General features: G+C 72.8%; 13 protein-coding genes. 5 read left to right on the forward strand and 8 right to left on the reverse strand.

What is annotated here, in order from left to right:
• Positions 1 to 65 precede the first annotated feature (65 nt).
• The 5 genes from ACZ5PB_RS28295 to ACZ5PB_RS28315 form a co-directional block, all read right to left on the reverse strand.
• Positions 66 to 1,325, reverse strand: a complete 1,260-nt coding sequence (locus ACZ5PB_RS28295; RefSeq protein WP_468694856.1) for an SWIM zinc finger family protein — start codon at positions 1,323 to 1,325, stop codon at positions 66 to 68.
• Entirely contained in the window at positions 1,322 to 4,219 is a 2,898-nt protein-coding gene (locus ACZ5PB_RS28300; RefSeq protein WP_468694858.1) for a DEAD/DEAH box helicase, read from the reverse strand. The genes ACZ5PB_RS28295 and ACZ5PB_RS28300 overlap by 4 nt, the downstream gene beginning before the upstream one ends.
• Before the next feature lie 128 nt (positions 4,220 to 4,347).
• Positions 4,348 to 4,806, reverse strand: coding sequence for a hypothetical protein (locus tag ACZ5PB_RS28305; RefSeq protein WP_468694859.1), 459 nt, complete (start codon positions 4,804 to 4,806; stop codon positions 4,348 to 4,350).
• Between the two features lie 90 nt (positions 4,807 to 4,896).
• On the reverse strand, positions 4,897 to 6,318 hold the full coding sequence (locus ACZ5PB_RS28310) for an alpha/beta hydrolase (protein WP_468694861.1): 1,422 nt from the start codon (positions 6,316 to 6,318) through the stop codon (positions 4,897 to 4,899).
• Between the two features lie 152 nt (positions 6,319 to 6,470).
• Entirely contained in the window at positions 6,471 to 7,532 is a 1,062-nt protein-coding gene (locus ACZ5PB_RS28315) for an acyltransferase domain-containing protein (protein WP_468694863.1), read from the reverse strand.
• A 448-nt stretch (positions 7,533 to 7,980) separates the two neighbouring features.
• On the opposite strand from ACZ5PB_RS28315, the gene ACZ5PB_RS28320 reads away from it, so the two are divergent.
• From ACZ5PB_RS28320 to ACZ5PB_RS28335, 4 genes are all read left to right on the forward strand, one after another.
• A complete protein-coding gene (locus ACZ5PB_RS28320) occupies positions 7,981 to 9,249 on the forward strand; it encodes an LLM class flavin-dependent oxidoreductase (protein ID WP_468694864.1) in 1,269 nt (422 codons plus the stop codon).
• A complete protein-coding gene (locus ACZ5PB_RS28325; RefSeq protein ID WP_468694865.1) occupies positions 9,246 to 10,115 on the forward strand; it encodes an ABC transporter permease in 870 nt (289 codons plus the stop codon). Before ACZ5PB_RS28320 ends, ACZ5PB_RS28325 begins: the two co-directional genes overlap by 4 nt.
• Positions 10,116 to 10,240: 125 nt before the next feature.
• Complete coding sequence (locus ACZ5PB_RS28330) at positions 10,241 to 11,320, forward strand: taurine ABC transporter substrate-binding protein (protein WP_468694868.1); 1,080 nt, start codon at positions 10,241 to 10,243, stop codon at positions 11,318 to 11,320.
• Positions 11,307 to 12,152 (forward strand): ABC transporter ATP-binding protein, encoded by an 846-nt coding sequence (locus ACZ5PB_RS28335; RefSeq protein WP_468694869.1) that lies wholly within the window; start codon positions 11,307 to 11,309, stop codon positions 12,150 to 12,152. The genes ACZ5PB_RS28330 and ACZ5PB_RS28335 overlap by 14 nt, the downstream gene beginning before the upstream one ends.
• Before the next feature lie 55 nt (positions 12,153 to 12,207).
• On the opposite strand, the gene coaE is transcribed toward ACZ5PB_RS28335, so the two are convergent.
• From coaE to rpsA, 3 genes are all read right to left on the reverse strand, one after another.
• Positions 12,208 to 12,813, reverse strand: coding sequence for a dephospho-CoA kinase (gene coaE, locus ACZ5PB_RS28340; RefSeq protein ID WP_468694871.1), 606 nt, complete (start codon positions 12,811 to 12,813; stop codon positions 12,208 to 12,210).
• Between the two features lie 134 nt (positions 12,814 to 12,947).
• Entirely contained in the window at positions 12,948 to 13,886 is a 939-nt protein-coding gene (locus ACZ5PB_RS28345) for a PAC2 family protein (RefSeq protein ID WP_468694872.1), read from the reverse strand.
• Positions 13,887 to 14,140: 254 nt separating this feature from the next.
• A complete protein-coding gene (gene rpsA, locus ACZ5PB_RS28350; protein WP_468694874.1) occupies positions 14,141 to 15,652 on the reverse strand; it encodes a 30S ribosomal protein S1 in 1,512 nt (503 codons plus the stop codon).
• Positions 15,653 to 16,037: 385 nt separating this feature from the next.
• Between rpsA and ACZ5PB_RS28355 the strand changes: the two genes are divergently transcribed.
• Positions 16,038 to 16,904: a class I SAM-dependent methyltransferase gene (locus ACZ5PB_RS28355; RefSeq protein WP_468694876.1), complete on the forward strand. Its 867-nt coding sequence runs from the start codon at positions 16,038 to 16,040 to the stop codon at positions 16,902 to 16,904.
• Position 16,905: the final 1 nt, after the last annotated feature.

Consider the following 16,905-nt stretch of genomic DNA (forward strand, 5'->3'; position numbering starts at 1 on the left):
TGACGGCCCGTGAGGTGTACCGGCGGCGCCGCCGTGGTACGGCTTCCCCGGGGAGGCCGGCCCGGTCAGGTGTTCAGCAGGGCGTTGAGTACGTCGACGGGGTCGCCGCCCGGTGGGCCGCTGGGCCACCAGTCGTCGGTGCCGCTGTCCGACTCGTATCCGTACCAGAGGCCGTCCTGGCCGTAGCGGAGCTGGAAGCGGTCGGCGGAGAGGTGGTTGCGCCAGGGGCGGAAGTCGTGGCGGCCCAGGGCGTGCAGGGTGGAGCGGGCGCGGTCGAAGGGGCCCGCGGGCGGGTCCCAGGGCTCATCGAGTACGGCGAGGGCGGCGGGGCCGCCCTGCCGCCAGGCGGAGACCGCCCGGGCGAGCTCGGTGGGGGTGCGGCCGAGTGCGCGGGTGAGGGAGGTGTAGAGGGAGCGGGTCGCGGCGGTGAGCCCCGAGCCGGGCTGGGCGGCGGCGATGCGGACGGCGTCCTGCCAGGGGCCGAGGCCGCGGAGGGGGTCGGTGCCGGTGGTGAGCAGGGCGTGGGCGCGGGCCGCCGCGTCCGTGGCCAGGTGGTCGAGGGCGAGCGGGTCGGGGGCCTTCCGGCCGCCCGGGTAGGAGGGCGGGGTGCCGGGGACCGGCGGCGGGGGGAAGGGCGCCGGGAGCAGGCCGAGGGGTTCGCGGGCGAAGGCGTCGCGGGCCGTGATTGTCGGCACGGTGGGGGCGGTGCGGGCGCTGCTCGCGGTGCGGGCGGCGTTGCGGCGGGAGAGGGCGTCGAGGATCTCCCGCTCGTCCCTGCCGCGCAGCAGGAAGACGACGAAGGGGTCCTCGTCGAGGATGCGGGCCACCTGGTAGCAGAGGGCGGCGGCGTGCTTGCAGGGGCGGCCGGCGTCCGGGCAGGTGCAGGTGGGGAGCACGTCGCCGGCGGCCGCGGGCAGCAGGGGGATCCCGGAGAGGGAGGAGTCCGGGTCGAGGAGGGCGTGCGGCATGGTCTTGGCGAGGAGCGCTTCGAGGTGCGCGGGGTGGTCGGCGGCCACGTCCAGGAACTCGTCCCAGTCCTCGTCGGGGAGGGTGCGCAGACGGATGTCCGCGCGGTACGGGCGGGCCCGGCTGCCGCGTACGTAGGCCACCACCCGGCCCGGGGTGACCGTGATGGTGTCGACGTGGCCCGCGTCGGCGTACTCCCGGCCCCGGGCGAGTCTGGCCGGGTCGAGCGAGAGGTCTTCGAGGGCGGACACCCAGGCCCTGCCCCACCAGGTGGTGGCCGGTCCGGTGGTCTGTGGGGTCGGCGGGAAGGTGCGGCGGCGGTCGGCCGCGGGTGCGGGCGGTGGCGTACGGGGGGTCATGAGGGCCTCCTCAGCGACACCAGGTCCGCGAGCTCGCGGTCGCTGAGCTCGGTCAGGGCGGCCTCGCCGCTGCCGAGGATGGCGTCCGCCAACGAGCGCTTGGCGGCGAGGAGTTCGGCGATGCGGTCCTCGACGGTGCCCTCGGCGATCAGCCGGTGGACCTGGACGGGCTGGGTCTGGCCGATGCGGTACGCGCGGTCGGTGGCCTGCTCCTCGACCGCCGGGTTCCACCAGCGGTCGAAGTGGACGACGTGCGAGGCGCGGGTGAGGTTGAGGCCGGTGCCCGCCGCTTTGAGGGAGAGCAGGAAGACGGGGACCTCGCCGGACTGGAAGCGGTCGACCATCTCCTCGCGCTGTGCGACCGGGGTCCCGCCGTGCAGGAGCTGGGCGGGGATCGCGCGGGCCGACAGGTACTGCTGGAGGAGCCGGCCCATGGTCACGTACTGCGTGAAGACCAGGACCGACTGTTCCTCGGCGAGGATCGTGTCGAGGAGCTCGTCGAGGAGGGCCAGCTTGCCGGAGCGGGCGGCGAGGCGCGCCGGTGCCACGGCCGGGCCGCCCTGCGCCGGGCCGCCCTCCTTCAAGCCCTCCTCCTTCAAGTACTGCGCGGGGTGGTTGCAGATCTGTTTGAGGGAGGTCAGCAGCTTCATGATCAGGCCGCGTCGGGCGATGCCCTCGGAGGCCTCGATGGCGGCCATCGTCTCGTGCACCGCCGCCTGGTAGAGCGCGGCCTGCTCGCGGGTGAGCGGTACCGGGTGGTCGGTCTCGGTCTTGGGCGGCAGTTCGGGGGCGATGCCCGGGTCGGACTTCTTGCGGCGCAGCAGGAAGGGCCGTACGAGCCGGGACAGCCGCTCCACCGCGTCCGGGTCCTCGCCGCCCTCGACCGCGCGCGCGTGCCGGGCGCGGAAGGTGGTGAGCGGGCCGAGGAGCCCCGGGGTGGTCCAGTCGAGGAGGGCCCACAGTTCGGAGAGGTTGTTCTCGACGGGGGTGCCGGTGAGCGCGATGCGGGCCGGGGCGGGGATGGTGCGCAGCGCCCTGGCGGTGGTGGAGCGGGGGTTCTTGAGGTGCTGGGCCTCGTCGGCGACGATCATGTTCCAGTCGTACGTGGCGAGTTCGGGGGCGCTGGTGCGCATGGTGCCGTACGTGGTGAGGACGAAGCCGCCGGTCAGCTCGTCGAGGTGGCGGCCGGTGCCGTGGAAGCGGCGGACCGGGACGCCGGGCGCGAACCGTTCGATCTCGCGCTGCCAGTTGCCCAGGAGGGAGGCGGGGCAGACGACCAGGGTGGGGGCCTTGCGGGCGCGGTGCAGGTGCAGGGCGATCACGGTGATGGTCTTGCCGAGGCCCATGTCGTCGGCGAGGCAGCCGCCGAGGCCGAGTGAGGTCATCAGGTCGAGCCAGGCCAGACCGCGCAGCTGGTAGTCGCGCAGGGTGGCGTTCAGCGCGGCGGGCTGCGGTACGGCGTCGGCGCCGCCGCGCGCGAGCCGGTCGCGCAGGGTGGCCAGCGCTCCGGCCGGTACCGCCTCGACCTGCTCGCCGTCGATCTCCGCCGTGCCGGTGAGCGCGACCGTGAGCGCGTCGGCCGGGTCCAGCAGCCCCAACTGCCGCTTGCGCGCCTTGCGTACGAGCGCGGGGTCGACCACCACCCACTGGTCGCGCAGCCGGACCACCGGGCGGTGCTCCTCCACCAGAGCGTCCATCTCGGCCTCGGTCAGCTCCTCGCCGCCGAGCGCCAGCTGCCAGCTGAAGTCGAAGAGGTGGTCGGCGTCGAAGAAGGGGGTGCCGTCGGTGGCCGAGCCGGGTGCGGGGCGGACCACGGCGGTGGCGGTCAGCGTACGGGCCAGCTCGCGCGGCCAGTGCACGCGCACCCCGACCGCCTCCAGCCGGTGTGCCGCCGCGCCCAGCAGGTCGTACAACTCCTCGTCGGACAGCGGCAGTACGTCGGGGACGGGCTGTTCCAGGAGCCGGGCGAGCGGCGGCCAGACGCGGCCCGCCCTGCGGATCGCGAGAACGGTGTCGATCCGGGCCCGGGGGCCGAAGTGGTCGCCCCCGTCCCCCGCCCAGAGGTCGGCCGCGTCGACGAGGTGGGTCGGGTCCGCGAGGCTGTGCACCTGCACGACGGCGGCCCCGGCCGGGCGCCCGCGCGATGCCCGGCCTCCGCCCTCGTCCCCCTCCTCCTCGTGACTGTCGAAGAGCCCGTACGCGGGCAGGTCCAGCCGCAGCGAGACCCGCACTCCCGCGTCCGCACCGGCCGCCACCTCGGCGGCCCACTCCCGCAGCCCCGGCAGGTGCTGCGCCTGACGTGCGGCGAAGGGCGCGTCGAACGCGAGCCCGGCGGCGGGTGTGCGGGGCAGGGTGTCCGCGACGGCGTCGACGAACGACCGCACCAGATAGGCCGGATCGGGCACCTGGAGCGGCTTGTGGTCCGCGACCGGAACCGCGTACGCCTCCACCGGCATCGCGGCGGCGATGGCCCGCAGCTGTGCGATGTCGTCACCGCTCGGCGGCCCGGCCCGCCAGGCGTCCTCGTCGGCAGCGGTGAGCCCGGGCAGCAGCAGCCCGCGCGCGACGAGGTGCAGGGCGTGGAGGGCGGCGGCGCCCCAGCAGCGGGTGGCGCGGTGCGCGGCGGGGTCGTGCCGGGCGGCGACGAGGAGCGGGAGCGCCTCGTCGAGGGACAGCAACCGGGCGGGGACGGTACGGGCACGCAGGACCGCACCGTGCCGCCGGACGACGGTGATCTCGGCATCAGCCCCGGGCAGCGGGGTGCCGTCGGGGCGCCAGAGCGCGACGCGCGAGTCGCGAGGGAGGGGCGCGGGGAGGTAGAGGGCGGCTGTGTGCGGGGATGCGAGTGGGGCTGTGCGCGGGTCTGTCTGCGGGGCTGTGCGCGGTACGGCCATCGTGCCCGTCCCTCCTCTCCGGTCCGGATTCGCGCAGGTGAGCGCGGGGATCCTGCATGGACCTGAAAGTTTACGGGCGGGGTCTGACAACGGGGGTCCACGGCGCCGGGGGCGGTGCGGCAGCCCCCTCACCCCCGGCCCTCGTCCCCCTTCACCAGCCGGCCCACCGCTCCGATCTGGAAGTACGTCCCGTTCCCCGTGGCCCCCGAGATCGTGTTGTGCACCGTGCCCACGTGCACCCCGCCCCCGTCCGCCCCGCCCCGCCCCTCCCCCGCGTCCAGCTCCCGCAGGATCGCCCGGAGTTGGTCCGCCGACTGCGGGTCCGCCGCCAGGGTGCGGCGGATCCTGAGCAGCCACTCGCCCCGCAGGGCCGCCGCCAGCTCCGGGTCGTCGGTGCCCCGGAGGGCGACCAGTTCGCTGCGGGTGGTCTCCAGTTCGCCCTCGACGGTTTCCAGGTCGTCCTCGGCGCCGCCGCGCGAGAGGAATCTGCCGAGGGCGGCGCGTGCCCGGGCCCAGCCGTCCGTCGTCATCTGCGTCACCAGCGTGGTCGCACCTGCCGTGGCCAGCGCCATCAATTCCGGTTCCACCGGGACTCCTTCCGCGTGTCCGTCCCTCCCCGCCACCGTAGGTCCGCGACCGCCCCGGAACAGCCCCTTCACCCCAAGAGGAAACTCTCCTCACCTCAAGAGGAAACTCTCCGCCGCCCGCGCCCCCGACTCCGCCCCCGCGTGGACACGCAGCTGGGTGGAGTGGCCCGCTCCCTTCAGGACCACCAGCTCGGCGTGCGGCAGTCGCCGCCGCGCGTCCCGCGCCCACGGCAGCGGGGTGGACAGGTCCCGGTCGCCCGCCAGCAGCAGCACCGGTGCCGTGAGCTTCCGGTAGCCGTCGGACAGGTCGTGGGAGCGTGATCGAGGCCACGGCAGGCAGGTCTGCGGAATGCCCTGCTCGGCGGCCGTACGCGTCTCGAACGGCCACACATCGCGCTCTTTCAGCCGCCGTACGGCCCGGTCCAGGGCCGCCTGCCTGCCCTTCTCCGGCGCTGCCGCGTCGCCCCACGGGAACGGAGTGTCCGCGCACAGCGTGGCCGCGTGCAGGCCGGAGCTGAACTCCGCCGGTGGTGCGCCGTCCGGTTCGGCGAATCCGGTGACGAGCTGCTTGAGCTGTACGGAGTCCCCGGTCGCCGCCTTGTGGAGGGCGCCCAGGATGCCGAACCTGGGGTCCTTCAGCGGTGCGTCGATGATGCTGGCCACGACGAGCAGGTGGAAGACGCCGACGCCGTTGCCGTCCCGCCGTACGACCTCGGCGAGATCGGCCGCCGGATCGTACCCGCAGGACTGTTCCCGGCAGGCGGTGCGCAGCACCTGGCCGGCGTGGCGCAGGGCCGCCGTGTAGAGGCCGTCGGCGCCGTCCAGGGGGACGACGGAGTCGAGGACGAGCCGGTTGACGCGCCGGGGGTGGGTCAGTGCGTACTGGCTCGCCGTGAAGGTCCCGTACGAGACCCCGTCCAGGCTCCACTTTTCGGCGCCCAGCGCCTTCCGCAGGTCCTCCAGGTCGGCGACGGTGTCGGCAGTGGTGTAGAAGTTCCGCCGCTCGCCCAGGGAGTCGGCGCACGCGCGCACGGCCGCGCGCGTGGGCACCGCCGTGTCGCTGCCGCCCACCTCCCGCTGAAGCTGCGGGCAGTCGATCGCGGTGTTTCCCGTACCGCGCTGGTCGATCATGACGAGGCGGTAGTCGGCGACCGCCCGGGGCAGCGAGTCGCGCACCTTCTTCACGTACGCGACACCCGGCTGTCCCGGCCCTCCGGAGAGGAAGAGCAGCACGCCCTTCGGCGCCCTGGTGTTGTCGGCGACGGCGACCGACAGTGTGAGGGTGCCCTTGCGGTGCTCGCGGTCCAGAGGCACGGTCAGCTCGGAGCAGGTGGTCGCCGGGAGGTCCGGGCAGGGGTGCGAGCCGGTCAGGGCCGGTCTCGCGGGCGGTGCCGCCGAGGCGGATCCGGTACCGCCCCCGCTCCCTCCCTCGGGTGGTGCCGAGCCGACGCAGGAGACCAGGGCGAGGAGTGCGACCGCGGTCGCCGTGCACGCGCGCGTGAAGGTGGTCATGGTCGCTCCCGGCGGAGAGGAGGAGGTGCGGTCCGGTCGTCGTCGCTCCCATCCTGTGCCCCGGGCCTCGGGCCCGCATCGAGGATCGGTGCTCAGAACGACCCGCAGGGAAGAACGGTGCTCAGAGCGAAGGGCCACCCGGGTGCGGCGCCTCAGAGTGCCAGCCAGCCGACCCCGCCGTACCAGTGCCGGCCCGCCCGGAGGTGCCCGGCGACCGCGCGTTCCAGGGACGTACGGGTGGGAAGGTCCGCCACCGGGATGCCGGGGTCGCCGTAGACGAAGCGGACGGTGCGGTCGTCGCACTCCTCCTCGCCCGGGGTGATCCGGTCGAAGAGGTCCTGGAAGGCGACGATGTTCGAGTGGCCGGGGAGGTACTCGCGCAGTTGCGGGTCGAGCAGCCAGGACTCGCAGACCGCCACCGCGAGCTTCACCCCGGGGTAGTACCGGGGGAAGAACTCGCGTGCGGCGGCCAGGGAGTTCGCGCACGCCTCCGGTGTGATCGGACCGGAGAAGTCCGGGACGTGGATGCTGAGACACGGCTCGCCGGCCCGCTCGGAGCGCCCCGCCTCCGCAAGAGAGGCACCGGCCGTCCCCAGCACCGTCGTCAGCTGGAACTGGAGCCGCCCCAACTGGTATATCTCGCCCCGGAAGTGCAGCTGTATCCAGTACGGCACCAACAGCCCGCCCGTCCCCGTCAGCCTGCGGTGCACGGCCATGTTGCGCCCCAGGTCGGCCAGGGTCCGCCGGGAGATATCCGCCGGAATGCCGAGTTCACGGTGGTGGGCCCGCGCGTACGGAAGCAGTGCCAGGAACACGGTCACCGCGAAGTACCGCCCGGCCACACCCAGTTCCGCGGGCAGCACCGGAATCCGCAACCCGCCGCCCGGCACCCCCATGTCCCGCGCCATCGCCCGCACGCACCGCTCCCGCAGCCAGCTCCACTCGGGGTCGTCCGCCACCTTGGGCACCAGCGCGATCAGCGGGTTGACGTCCTCGTGCGGAACCGCCAGATCCAGCAGCGCGGCGAGCAGTTCGTCGCCCTTGGGCAGCCGCGCCGACAGCTCCGTCGGCAGCCCCGACGGCAGTCCTGTCGGCAGTCCTGGCGGCAGTCCGGCCGCCCCCTCGGGCCCCTCCAATGCCTCCAGCCTCTCCAGTTCCTCCAGCCACTGCGCCAACTCCGCGTCCGCCCGCAGCACTTCCCGTACGGCAACCATGTGCGCCTCCTCGTCGTCGCTTTGTCGTCGCTTTGTCGTCGCTGTCGACACCATCATCGATGGTCCGCCATCCGAGACCCGTTCGTCCATCATCCGGACTTCGGTTGTCGGGCGGCCCACCGGGAAGCAAGGATGCGGGCATGGCCCCTGTTCTCGTATCGCGTCGTCACGTGGATCTGCTGCGTGTTTCGACCATGCTCTGTCGGGCCTCCTCCTGCCGTACGTCCGGCTGCTGACGCACTGATTCCGGCCTGCCCGTAGGCGGCCCGCCGCCCCTTCGCGGCCCTCTCCGCTCGCGCCCCGGCACCGCCGGGCCCGCAGCCATGCTCCGCCCTTCCCCCAGCCCTGCCCCGCCCCACCCTGCCTTCCTCTTCCCACTCCTCCGTACGGAGTCCCGCCGCGCCCGTGTGCCGTTGCGGGGCTCCCCGCTGCCTCCGAGGTCTCCCCCATGCCCACCCACGCGCCCGCCGCCGTTCCCGGAACTCCGCCCCTCGCGCCCCACCAGCCCCTGCTGCACTGGTTCCTGCCCACCGGCGGTGACGGCCGCGACCCCGGCGGGGTGACCGCCGTGCAGGGCCGGACGAGTGCCGCGACCCGGCGGCCCGCCGACATCGGCTATCTCTCGCAGGTGGCGCGCGCCGCCGAACAGGCCGGTTTCCACTCGCTGTTGACTCCCGTGGGCCTCGGTTGCGTCGATCCGTGGATCCTCACCTCCGCGCTCGCCCAGCACACCGACCGGATCGGATTCCTGGTCGCGTTCCGGGCCGGGTTCGCCAGTCCCACCCTGCTGGCCCAGCAGGCGGACGCGTTCCGCAGGTTCACCGGCGGGCGGCTGCGGCTCAACGTGGTGACCGGGGGCGACCCCGCCGAACAGCGGGCATACGGAGATCACTTGGCGCACGACGAGCGGTACGCCCGCACCGCCGAGCTCATGGCCGCCCTGCGCACCCTGCTCTCCGGCGAGGAGGCCGACCACGAGGGCACGCACTTCCGCCTCCAGGGCGCGCGCCTCGCCGACCCGGCCGTGGAGCACCCCGTACCGCTTTACTTCGGCGGCGCTTCCCCCGCCGCCGAGGAGGTGGCCGCGCGCCACGCCGACGTACAACTGCTGTGGGGAGAGCCCCCGTCGGCGATCGCCGAGCGCATCGAGCGGCTGCGCGCCAAGGCGGACGCGGCGGGCCGGGCGCCTGGCTCCCCCGGTGCGCACGCGCCCCTGCGGTTCGGGCTGCGGCTGCACGTCATCGCCCGTGACACCGCCGCCGAGGCCTGGGCCGAGGCGGACCGCATCCTGGCCGGGCTCGACCCGGAGGCGGTACGCGCCAGCCAGGCCAGGTTCGCGCGGATGGACTCCGTGGGCCAGGCCAGGATGGCCGCCCTGCACGGCGGCAGCGCGGACGCCGCGAAGCTGGAGATCTCGCCCCACCTCTGGGCGGGCATCGGTCTCGTACGGGAAGGGGCGGGCACCGCGCTCGTCGGCTCGCACGACGAGGTCGCCGAGCGGCTGTACGAGTACCGGGCCCTGGGCATCGACGAGTTCGTCCTGTCCGGCTATCCGCATCTGGAGGAGGCGTACCGGGTCGGCGAAGAGGTCGCGCCCCGGCTGCGCGCGCTCGTCGACCGTGCGGACGGGCACACGGAAGGGCACCCGGACAGGCACACGGAAGGGCACCTCTCCGTGGCACCCGGACCGCACATCGAAGAAGCGGCGCGCGCATGACCCTGACCGCACCCGCCGAGAAGCCCGCCACCGCCGAGCCCGCGCCCGTGACCCCCTCGCCCCGTGCCGGCACCCCCCGCTTCGCCGCCCTGCGGTGGGCGGCCCTGCGGCTCGTCGCCCTGGCCGTCCTGCTGGGCGCCTGGCAGCTCGTGGTCGTGGCGGAGGTCTGGCCGCGCGTCCTGGTGCCGTCGCCCGGCGAGGTCTGGCACCAGTTCGTGCTGTCGTCGACAGTCCACGACGGGGTGCGCGGGCAGAGCGGCCACCTCCTGATCGAGCACCTCGGGGTAAGCCTGCGCCGGATCGGCATCGGCACCGGTTACGCGGTTCTCGCGGGGGTGCCGCTCGGGCTGCTCATCGGCGCGGTCCGCCCGATCGCCGTCGTACTCGAACCGGCCGTGACGTTCCTGCGGACGCTGCCCCCGCTCGCGTACCTCTCGCTGCTGGTCATCTGGTTCGGCATCGCCGAGTCGCCCAAGGTGTGGCTGCTGATCATCGCGGCGCTGCCGCCGATCGCCGCCGCGACCGCCGCCGCCGTACGGACGGTTCCCGAGCACCTCGTCGAGGCGGCCCGCGCGCTGGGCGCGGGGCAGTTGTCGCTGCTGCTGTCGGTACGGCTTCCCGCCGCGCTGCCGGAGATCCTGACGGGGGTACGGATCGCCGTCGGCGTCGCGTACACCTCGGTGGTCGCGGCCGAGACCATCAACGGCGTCCCCGGCATCGGCGGCATGATCCGCGACGCGCAGCGCTACAACCAGACCGCCGTGGTCATCGTCGGCATCATCGCCATCGGCCTGTCCGGCATCCTCCTCGACGCCCTGCTCAGGACCGCCGAGCGGTACCTCGTCCCGTGGCGCGGCCAGAAGTGAACCCGCGCCGAGAACTGAACCCACCGCGAGAAGCGCACCCGCGCCGAGAAGTGCGCCCACTCCGAGAACCGACCGCGCGCAGCCGCCGTTCCTACGCCCCACCACACCCCACCCGGAGCCCCGCCATGTCCCCGCGCCCACGCCGCGCCACCCGCCGCACCACCCGCCGCACCACCACCCTCCTCGCCGCCGTCGCCGCGCTCACCTCCCTCACCGCCACCGCCTGCGGCTTCGGCGGCGCGGACAGCGCGAGCGGCGCCAGCGACGCGTCCGGGAAGACGGTCGTCCGCATCGCCTACCAGTCGATACCCAACGCCGATCTGGTGGTGAAGAACCAGCGGCTGCTGGAGAAGGCGCTGCCCGACGTGTCCGTGAAGTGGGTGAAGTTCGACTCCGGCGGCGACGTCAACACCGCCGTCATCGCGGGCTCGGTGGACCTGGGTCTCGCCGGTTCCAGCCCGGTCACCAAGGGGCTCTCCGCACCGCTGAACATCCCGTACAAGGTCCTGTGGATCCACGATCTGATCGGTGACAACGAGGCACTCGTCGCGAAGAAGGGCATCGGCGGAGTCAAGGACCTGGCGGGGAAGAAGGTCGCCGCCCCGTTCGGCTCGACCTCGCACTACTCGCTGCTCGCCGCCCTGAAGTCGGCGGGCGTCCCGGCCTCCGACGTCGAGGTGCTCGACCTCCAGCCGCAGGACGCGCTGGCCGCCTGGAAGCGCGGTGACATCGACGCGGCGTACGTGTGGACGCCCACCCTGGACGACCTGATGAAGGACGGAAAGGTCCTCACCACCAGCCGGAAGGTCGCCGACGCGGGCAGGCCGACCGCCGACCTGGGCATCGTCACCAACGCCTTCGCCGACCGCCACCCCGAGATCGTCACCGCCTGGCTCAAGGCCCAGGACCGGGCCGTCTCCCAGGCCAAGTCGGACCCCGCGAAGGCGGCCGAGTCGATCGGCAAGGAGCTCAACATCTCGCCCGCCGACGCCGAGCGGCAGCTCGGCCAGCTGGTGCTGCTGACCGCGAAGGAGCAGACCGGGGACGCCTATCTGGGCCGGCCGGGCGCCCCGGGCAAGCTCGCCGCGAACCTGCGCGACGCCGCCGACTTCCTCAAGGGGCAGAAGGCGGTGGACGCGGTGGCACCGCTCGCCGACTTCCAGAAGGCCCTCGCCGTCGAGGAGTTGTCCCGTGCCGCACGCTGAGCCCACGACCGCCGGCCCCGCCGAGGTGGTACTGGAGAACGTCACCGTGCGGTACGGGCGCACCGCACGCGGGGCAGGTGGCGCACGCGGCGACCGCTCGCTGACCACCGCCGTCGAGGACGTCTCCCTCACCCTCGCCGACGGCGAGTTCACCGTCCTGGTGGGCCCTTCCGGCTGCGGCAAGACGACCCTGCTGCGCGTGGTGGCGGGCTTCGAGCACGCCTCGCAGGGCGCTGCGCTGGTACGGGGATCCGCCCCGGCCCCCGGCGGCGGCACGGGCATCGTCTTCCAGCAGCCCCGCCTGTTCCCGTGGCGCACCGTCGCCGGGAACCTCGCCTTCGCCCTGGCCAGGCACGGCGTCCCGCGCGAGCAACGCCCGCCCCGCATCGGGGAGTTGCTGGAGCGGGTGGGGCTGGCGGGCATGGGCGGGCGGCGCACCTGGGAGCTGTCGGGCGGGCAGCAGCAGCGGGTGGCGATCGCGAGGGCGCTGGCGGGCGAGCCCCGGCTGCTGCTGATGGACGAGCCGTTCGCCGCGCTGGACGCGCTCACCCGCGAACGCCTCCAGGAGGAGGTCCGCACGCTGGCGGCGTCCTCGGGAACCACCGTGCTGTTCGTGACGCACTCGGCGGAGGAGGCGGTGCTGCTCGGCACCCGGGTCCTGGTGATGGCGGCGCCGGCGGGCGCGCCGGGCCGTATCGTCACCGAGCTGTCCGTGGACCTGCCCCGGGACCCCGGCACCGATCCGGCGGCCCTGCGCGCCACCCCCGAATTCGCCCGGCTGCGGGGCGAGTTGACGGCCACGATGCGCGAGGCGGCCACCCTCCCGGCATGACAGATGCCCCGGCGGGAGGGCCCGCCGGGGCACCGTACGACACATCGCGCGCGGGCTAACTCCCGAGCCCCGCCCGGTCCTTCAGCTCCCGCCACACCTTGCGCACCTGTGGCTCCAGCTCCGCCAGCGGCCCGTCGTTGTCGATCACCAGGTCCGCGACGGCGAGCCGCTGCTCCCTGCTCGCCTGCGCGGCCATCCGCCCGCGCGCGTCCGCCTCGCTCATGCCCCGCAGCCGCACCAGCCGGTCCAGCTGCGTCTCGGGCGACGCGTCGACGACCACGACGAGGTCGTAGAGCGGCGCGAGGGAGTTCTCGGTCAGCAGCGGTACGTCGTGGACGACGACCGCGTCCTCCCCCGCCGCCCGCTCCAACTCGGCCGACCTGGCTCCGACCAGGGGGTGCACGATCCCGTTGAGCGTCCTGAGCTTCTCCGGGTCGGAGAAGACGATCGCGCCCAGCGCCGGCCGGTCCAGCGTGCCGTCCGCCGCGAGGATCCCCTCGCCGAACGCCGCCACCACGGCGTCGAGCCCGGGAGTCCCGGGCTCGACGACCTCACGTGCGATCTTGTCCGCGTCGACGACGACCGCGCCGTACGACGCGAGCAGCCGCGACACTTCACTCTTGCCGGCGCCGATACCACCGGTCAGGCCCACCTTCAACATGACCAGCAGCTTAGGGCGTGTCTTTCGGTTCAGGCCTGGGTCGCGGGCCTGTGCACGCACCCAGCCCCGCTCGGCCACCCCAAGAGGGCACGGCCCCCCTGGTCGGCCTGATCCGAAAGACACGCCCTAGGCCCCTACAGGTCTCCCTCGCGCTCCGCGAGGAACTTCTCGAATTCCAGGCCGATCTCGTCCGCCGACGGCAGGTCCTTGGCCTCCGCGACCAGGCTGCCGCGGGTCTCCGCCCCGGCCACCGCGTCGTACTGGTGCTCAAGTCCCTGGACCAGGGCGACCAGTTCCTCGTCGCCCTCGCCGACCTGCCGGTCGATCTCGTCCTGGGTGCGCCGCGCCTCCGTGCGCAGCGAGTGCGCCACCGACGGCAGGACCAGGCCGGTCGCCGCGGTGATCGCCTCCAGGACGGTCAACGCCGAGTCCGGGTAGGCGGACCGGGACACGTAGTGCGGTACGTGGGCCGCGACGCCGAGCACGTCGTGCCCCGCCTCCGTGAGCCGGTACTCCACCAGCGACTCCGCCGAACCCGGCACCTGGGCCTCGTCGAACGGGCTGCGGTGCCCGGGAACCAGGTCCGTGCGGTTGCCGTGCGGGGTGAGGCCCACCGGGCGGGTGTGCGGGACGCCCATGGGTATCCCGTGGAAGTTCACCGCCAGCCGCACGCCGAGGCGCTCCACGACCTGCCGGACCGCGGCGGCGAACCGCTCCCACTCCACGTCCGGCTCGGGGCCGGCCAGGAGCAGGAACGGGGCGCCCGTGGCGTCCTGCACCAGGTGCACTTCGAGGGACGGGGTCTCGTAGTCCGTCCACTGGTCGCGGCGGAACGTCAACAGGGGCCTGCGGGCCCGGTAGTCCACCAGCCGGTCGTGGTCGAAGCGGGCCACGACCTGGTGCGGCAGCGTGTCGAGCAGCTTCTCGACGATCTGGTCGCCGGTCTCCCCCGCGTCGATATAGCCGTCGAAGTGGTAGAGCATGACAAGTCCGGCCGACTCCTGGGCGAGCGCCATGTCGACGACTGCCAGCCCCTTCGGCTCCCATGCGTACAAACCCTGCGGATCAAGCACGATTCCCGCTACCTCCTCGGTGGTTCTCAGAGAAGAACGTGCCACGGGCCCCGGGCATTCCCGTCCGGCCCTCCGATCCCTCGTACGAGTGCGGATCCCGCGCAGCGGGAACCGGCAGCGGGAACCGACGGGCGCACATGCGACGAGGCCCGCTCCCCCGAAGGGGAACGGGCCTCGTCGTTCAGCCAGTTCAGCTGTCGACCGCCGGAATCAGAGAATCCGGACGATCACGCGGACCGGTGAGGGTCAGAGCTTCAGCTCTGGCCGCCCGCCAGCTTCTCGCGCAGGGCAGCCAGGGCCTCGTCCGACGCCAGGGCGCCGGAGTTGTCGTCCGACTCCGAGGAGTACGAACCACCCGAGATGCCCGCACCGGCGTTGCCACCGGTCGCGGCCGGAGCGGCAGCGCCCTCGGCAGCGGCGGCCTCGTCGGCCTCGCGGGACTTGATGACCTGGGCCTGGTGCTGCTCGAAGCGCTGCTGCGCCTCGGCGTACTGACCCTCCCAAGCCTCACGCTGGGTCTCGAAGCCCTCGAGCCAGTCGTTCGTCTCGGGGTCGAAGCCCTCGGGGTAGATGTAGTTGCCCTGGTCGTCGTACGAGGCGGCCATGCCGTACAGCGTCGGGTCGAACTCGACCGAGGCCGGGTCGGCACCGAAGGACTCGTTGGCCTGCTTCAGCGACAGCGAGATCCGGCGACGCTCAAGGTCGATGTCGATGACCTTGACGAAGATCTCGTCGTTGACCTGGACGACCTGCTCCGGGATCTCCACGTGGCGCTCGGCCAGCTCGGAGATGTGGACCAGACCCTCGATGCCCTCGTCGACGCGCACGAACGCACCGAACGGAACCAGCTTGGTGACCTTGCCGGGAACGACCTGGCCGATCTGGTGCGTACGGGCGAACTGCTGCCACGGGTCTTCCTGCGTCGCCTTCAGCGACAGGGAGACACGCTCGCGGTCCATGTCGACGTCGAGGACCTCGACGGTGACTTCCTGGCCGACCTCGACAACCTCGGACGGGTGGTCGATGTGCTTCCAGGACAGCTCGGAGACGTGCACGAGACCGTCGACGCCACCCAGGTCCACGAAGGCACCGAAGTTGACGATCGAGGAAACGACGCCGGAGCGGACCTGACCCTTCTGGAGGGTCGTGAGGAACGTCTGGCGCACCTCGGACTGCGTCTGCTCAAGCCAGGCACGGCGGGACAGGACCACGTTGTTGCGGTTCTTGTCCAGCTCGATGATCTTGGCTTCGAGCTCCTTGCCCACGTAGGGCTGGAGGTCGCGGACACGGCGCATCTCGACGAGGGAGGCCGGCAGGAAGCCACGGAGGCCGATGTCGAGGATGAGACCACCCTTGACGACCTCGATGACGGTGCCGGTGACGATCCCGTCCTCTTCCTTGATCTTCTCGATCGTGCCCCAGGCGCGCTCGTACTGCGCACGCTTCTTGGACAGGATGAGACGGCCTTCCTTGTCCTCCTTCTGGAGAACCAGGGCCTCGATCTCATCGCCCACGGCGACGACCTCGTTGGGGTCGACGTCGTGCTTGATGGAAAGCTCGCGGGACGGGATGACGCCTTCGGTCTTGTAACCGATGTCGAGCAGGACCTCGTCCCGGTCGACCTTCACGATGACGCCGTCGACGATGTCGCCGTCGTTGAAGTACTTGATCGTCTCGTCGATCGCGGCGAGGAAGGCTTCCTCGTTACCGATGTCGTTGACCGCTACCTGCGGGGTGGTAGAGGTGGTCTCGGTGCTGCTCGTCATGTGGGAAAGGGCTCCGGTACGGACAGTAAGTCGTAGGTACTGCTACGCCGTGAGCCCTTCGTTCTGCAGCGACCGGACAGCCGAAGAAGCACCACCGAAAATTTCGCCGGAGGCGCCTCGAAAACCGAGGGGACATACATACAGATACGAGCGCGGCCTGCTAGGTCTGAGGCGCGCAGGCTCGCAGCGCAACTTGTAGCATACGGGGGCCGCCGGGCAGGGTCAATGCGCGAAGGCACACACCCGGGGCGGAACGCCCCATACCCGGCACAACTCAGGTTCGGCGAGGCCACAATGGCCCTTCCGCCCCCTCCCGGCATCGCTGCGCGACCGCAGCGGACGATCCGGTCGGGCGGAGCCTACTCAGACGATTCAGACGGGCGCAATGATCCACGAGGACGACGCTTTCGAGGCCCTTGACGTGTTCGGTGACTCCACGGAGACGGACGACTCCGAACCGGAGGCGACCCGGCGTGCGGCCGGCGACGACGAGAGCAGCCGGGCCAGCCGGGGCTGGTGGGACCGCAACGCGGACGAGTACCAGCAGGACCACGGGAACTTCCTGGGCGACGACCGCTTCGTCTGGGGCCCGGAGGGCCTCGACGAGGCGGAGGCGGGGCTGCTGGGCCCCGCTTCCGCTCTCAAGGGGCTCTCCGTGCTGGAGATCGGCGCGGGGGCCGCACAGTGCGCGCGCTGGCTGGCCGCGCAGGGGGCCCGCCCGGTCGCCCTGGACCTCTCGCACCGCCAGCTCCAGCACGCGCTGCGGATCGGCGGCGGCGAGGACGGGGTGGGCCTGGTGCAGGCGGACGCCGGGACGCTCCCCTTCGCGGACGGCTCCTTCGACCTGGCGTGCTCCGCGTACGGGGCGGTGCCGTTCGTCGCGGACCCGGTGAAGGTGTTCCGCGAGGTGCACCGGGTGCTGCGGCCCGGCGGGCGCTGGGTCTTCTCGGTGACCCACCCCATCCGCTGGGCGTTCCCCGACGAGCCGGGCCCCGAGGGCCTCTCGGTCTCCGCCTCCTACTTCGACCGCGTCCCCTACGTCGAGCAGGACGAGCGGGGCAACGCGGTGTACGTGGAACACCACCGCACCCTCGGCGACCGCGTCCGCGACGTGGTGGCGGGCGGCTTCCGCCTGGTCGACCTGGTGGAACCGGAGTGGCCGGCCTGGAACAGCGCGGAGTGGGGCGGCTGGTCCCCGCTGCGCGGCAACCTGATCCCGGGCACCGCGATCTTCGTCTGCGAACGCTCCTAGG

This window comes from Streptomyces sp. NPDC032721 (genome assembly GCF_055579625.1).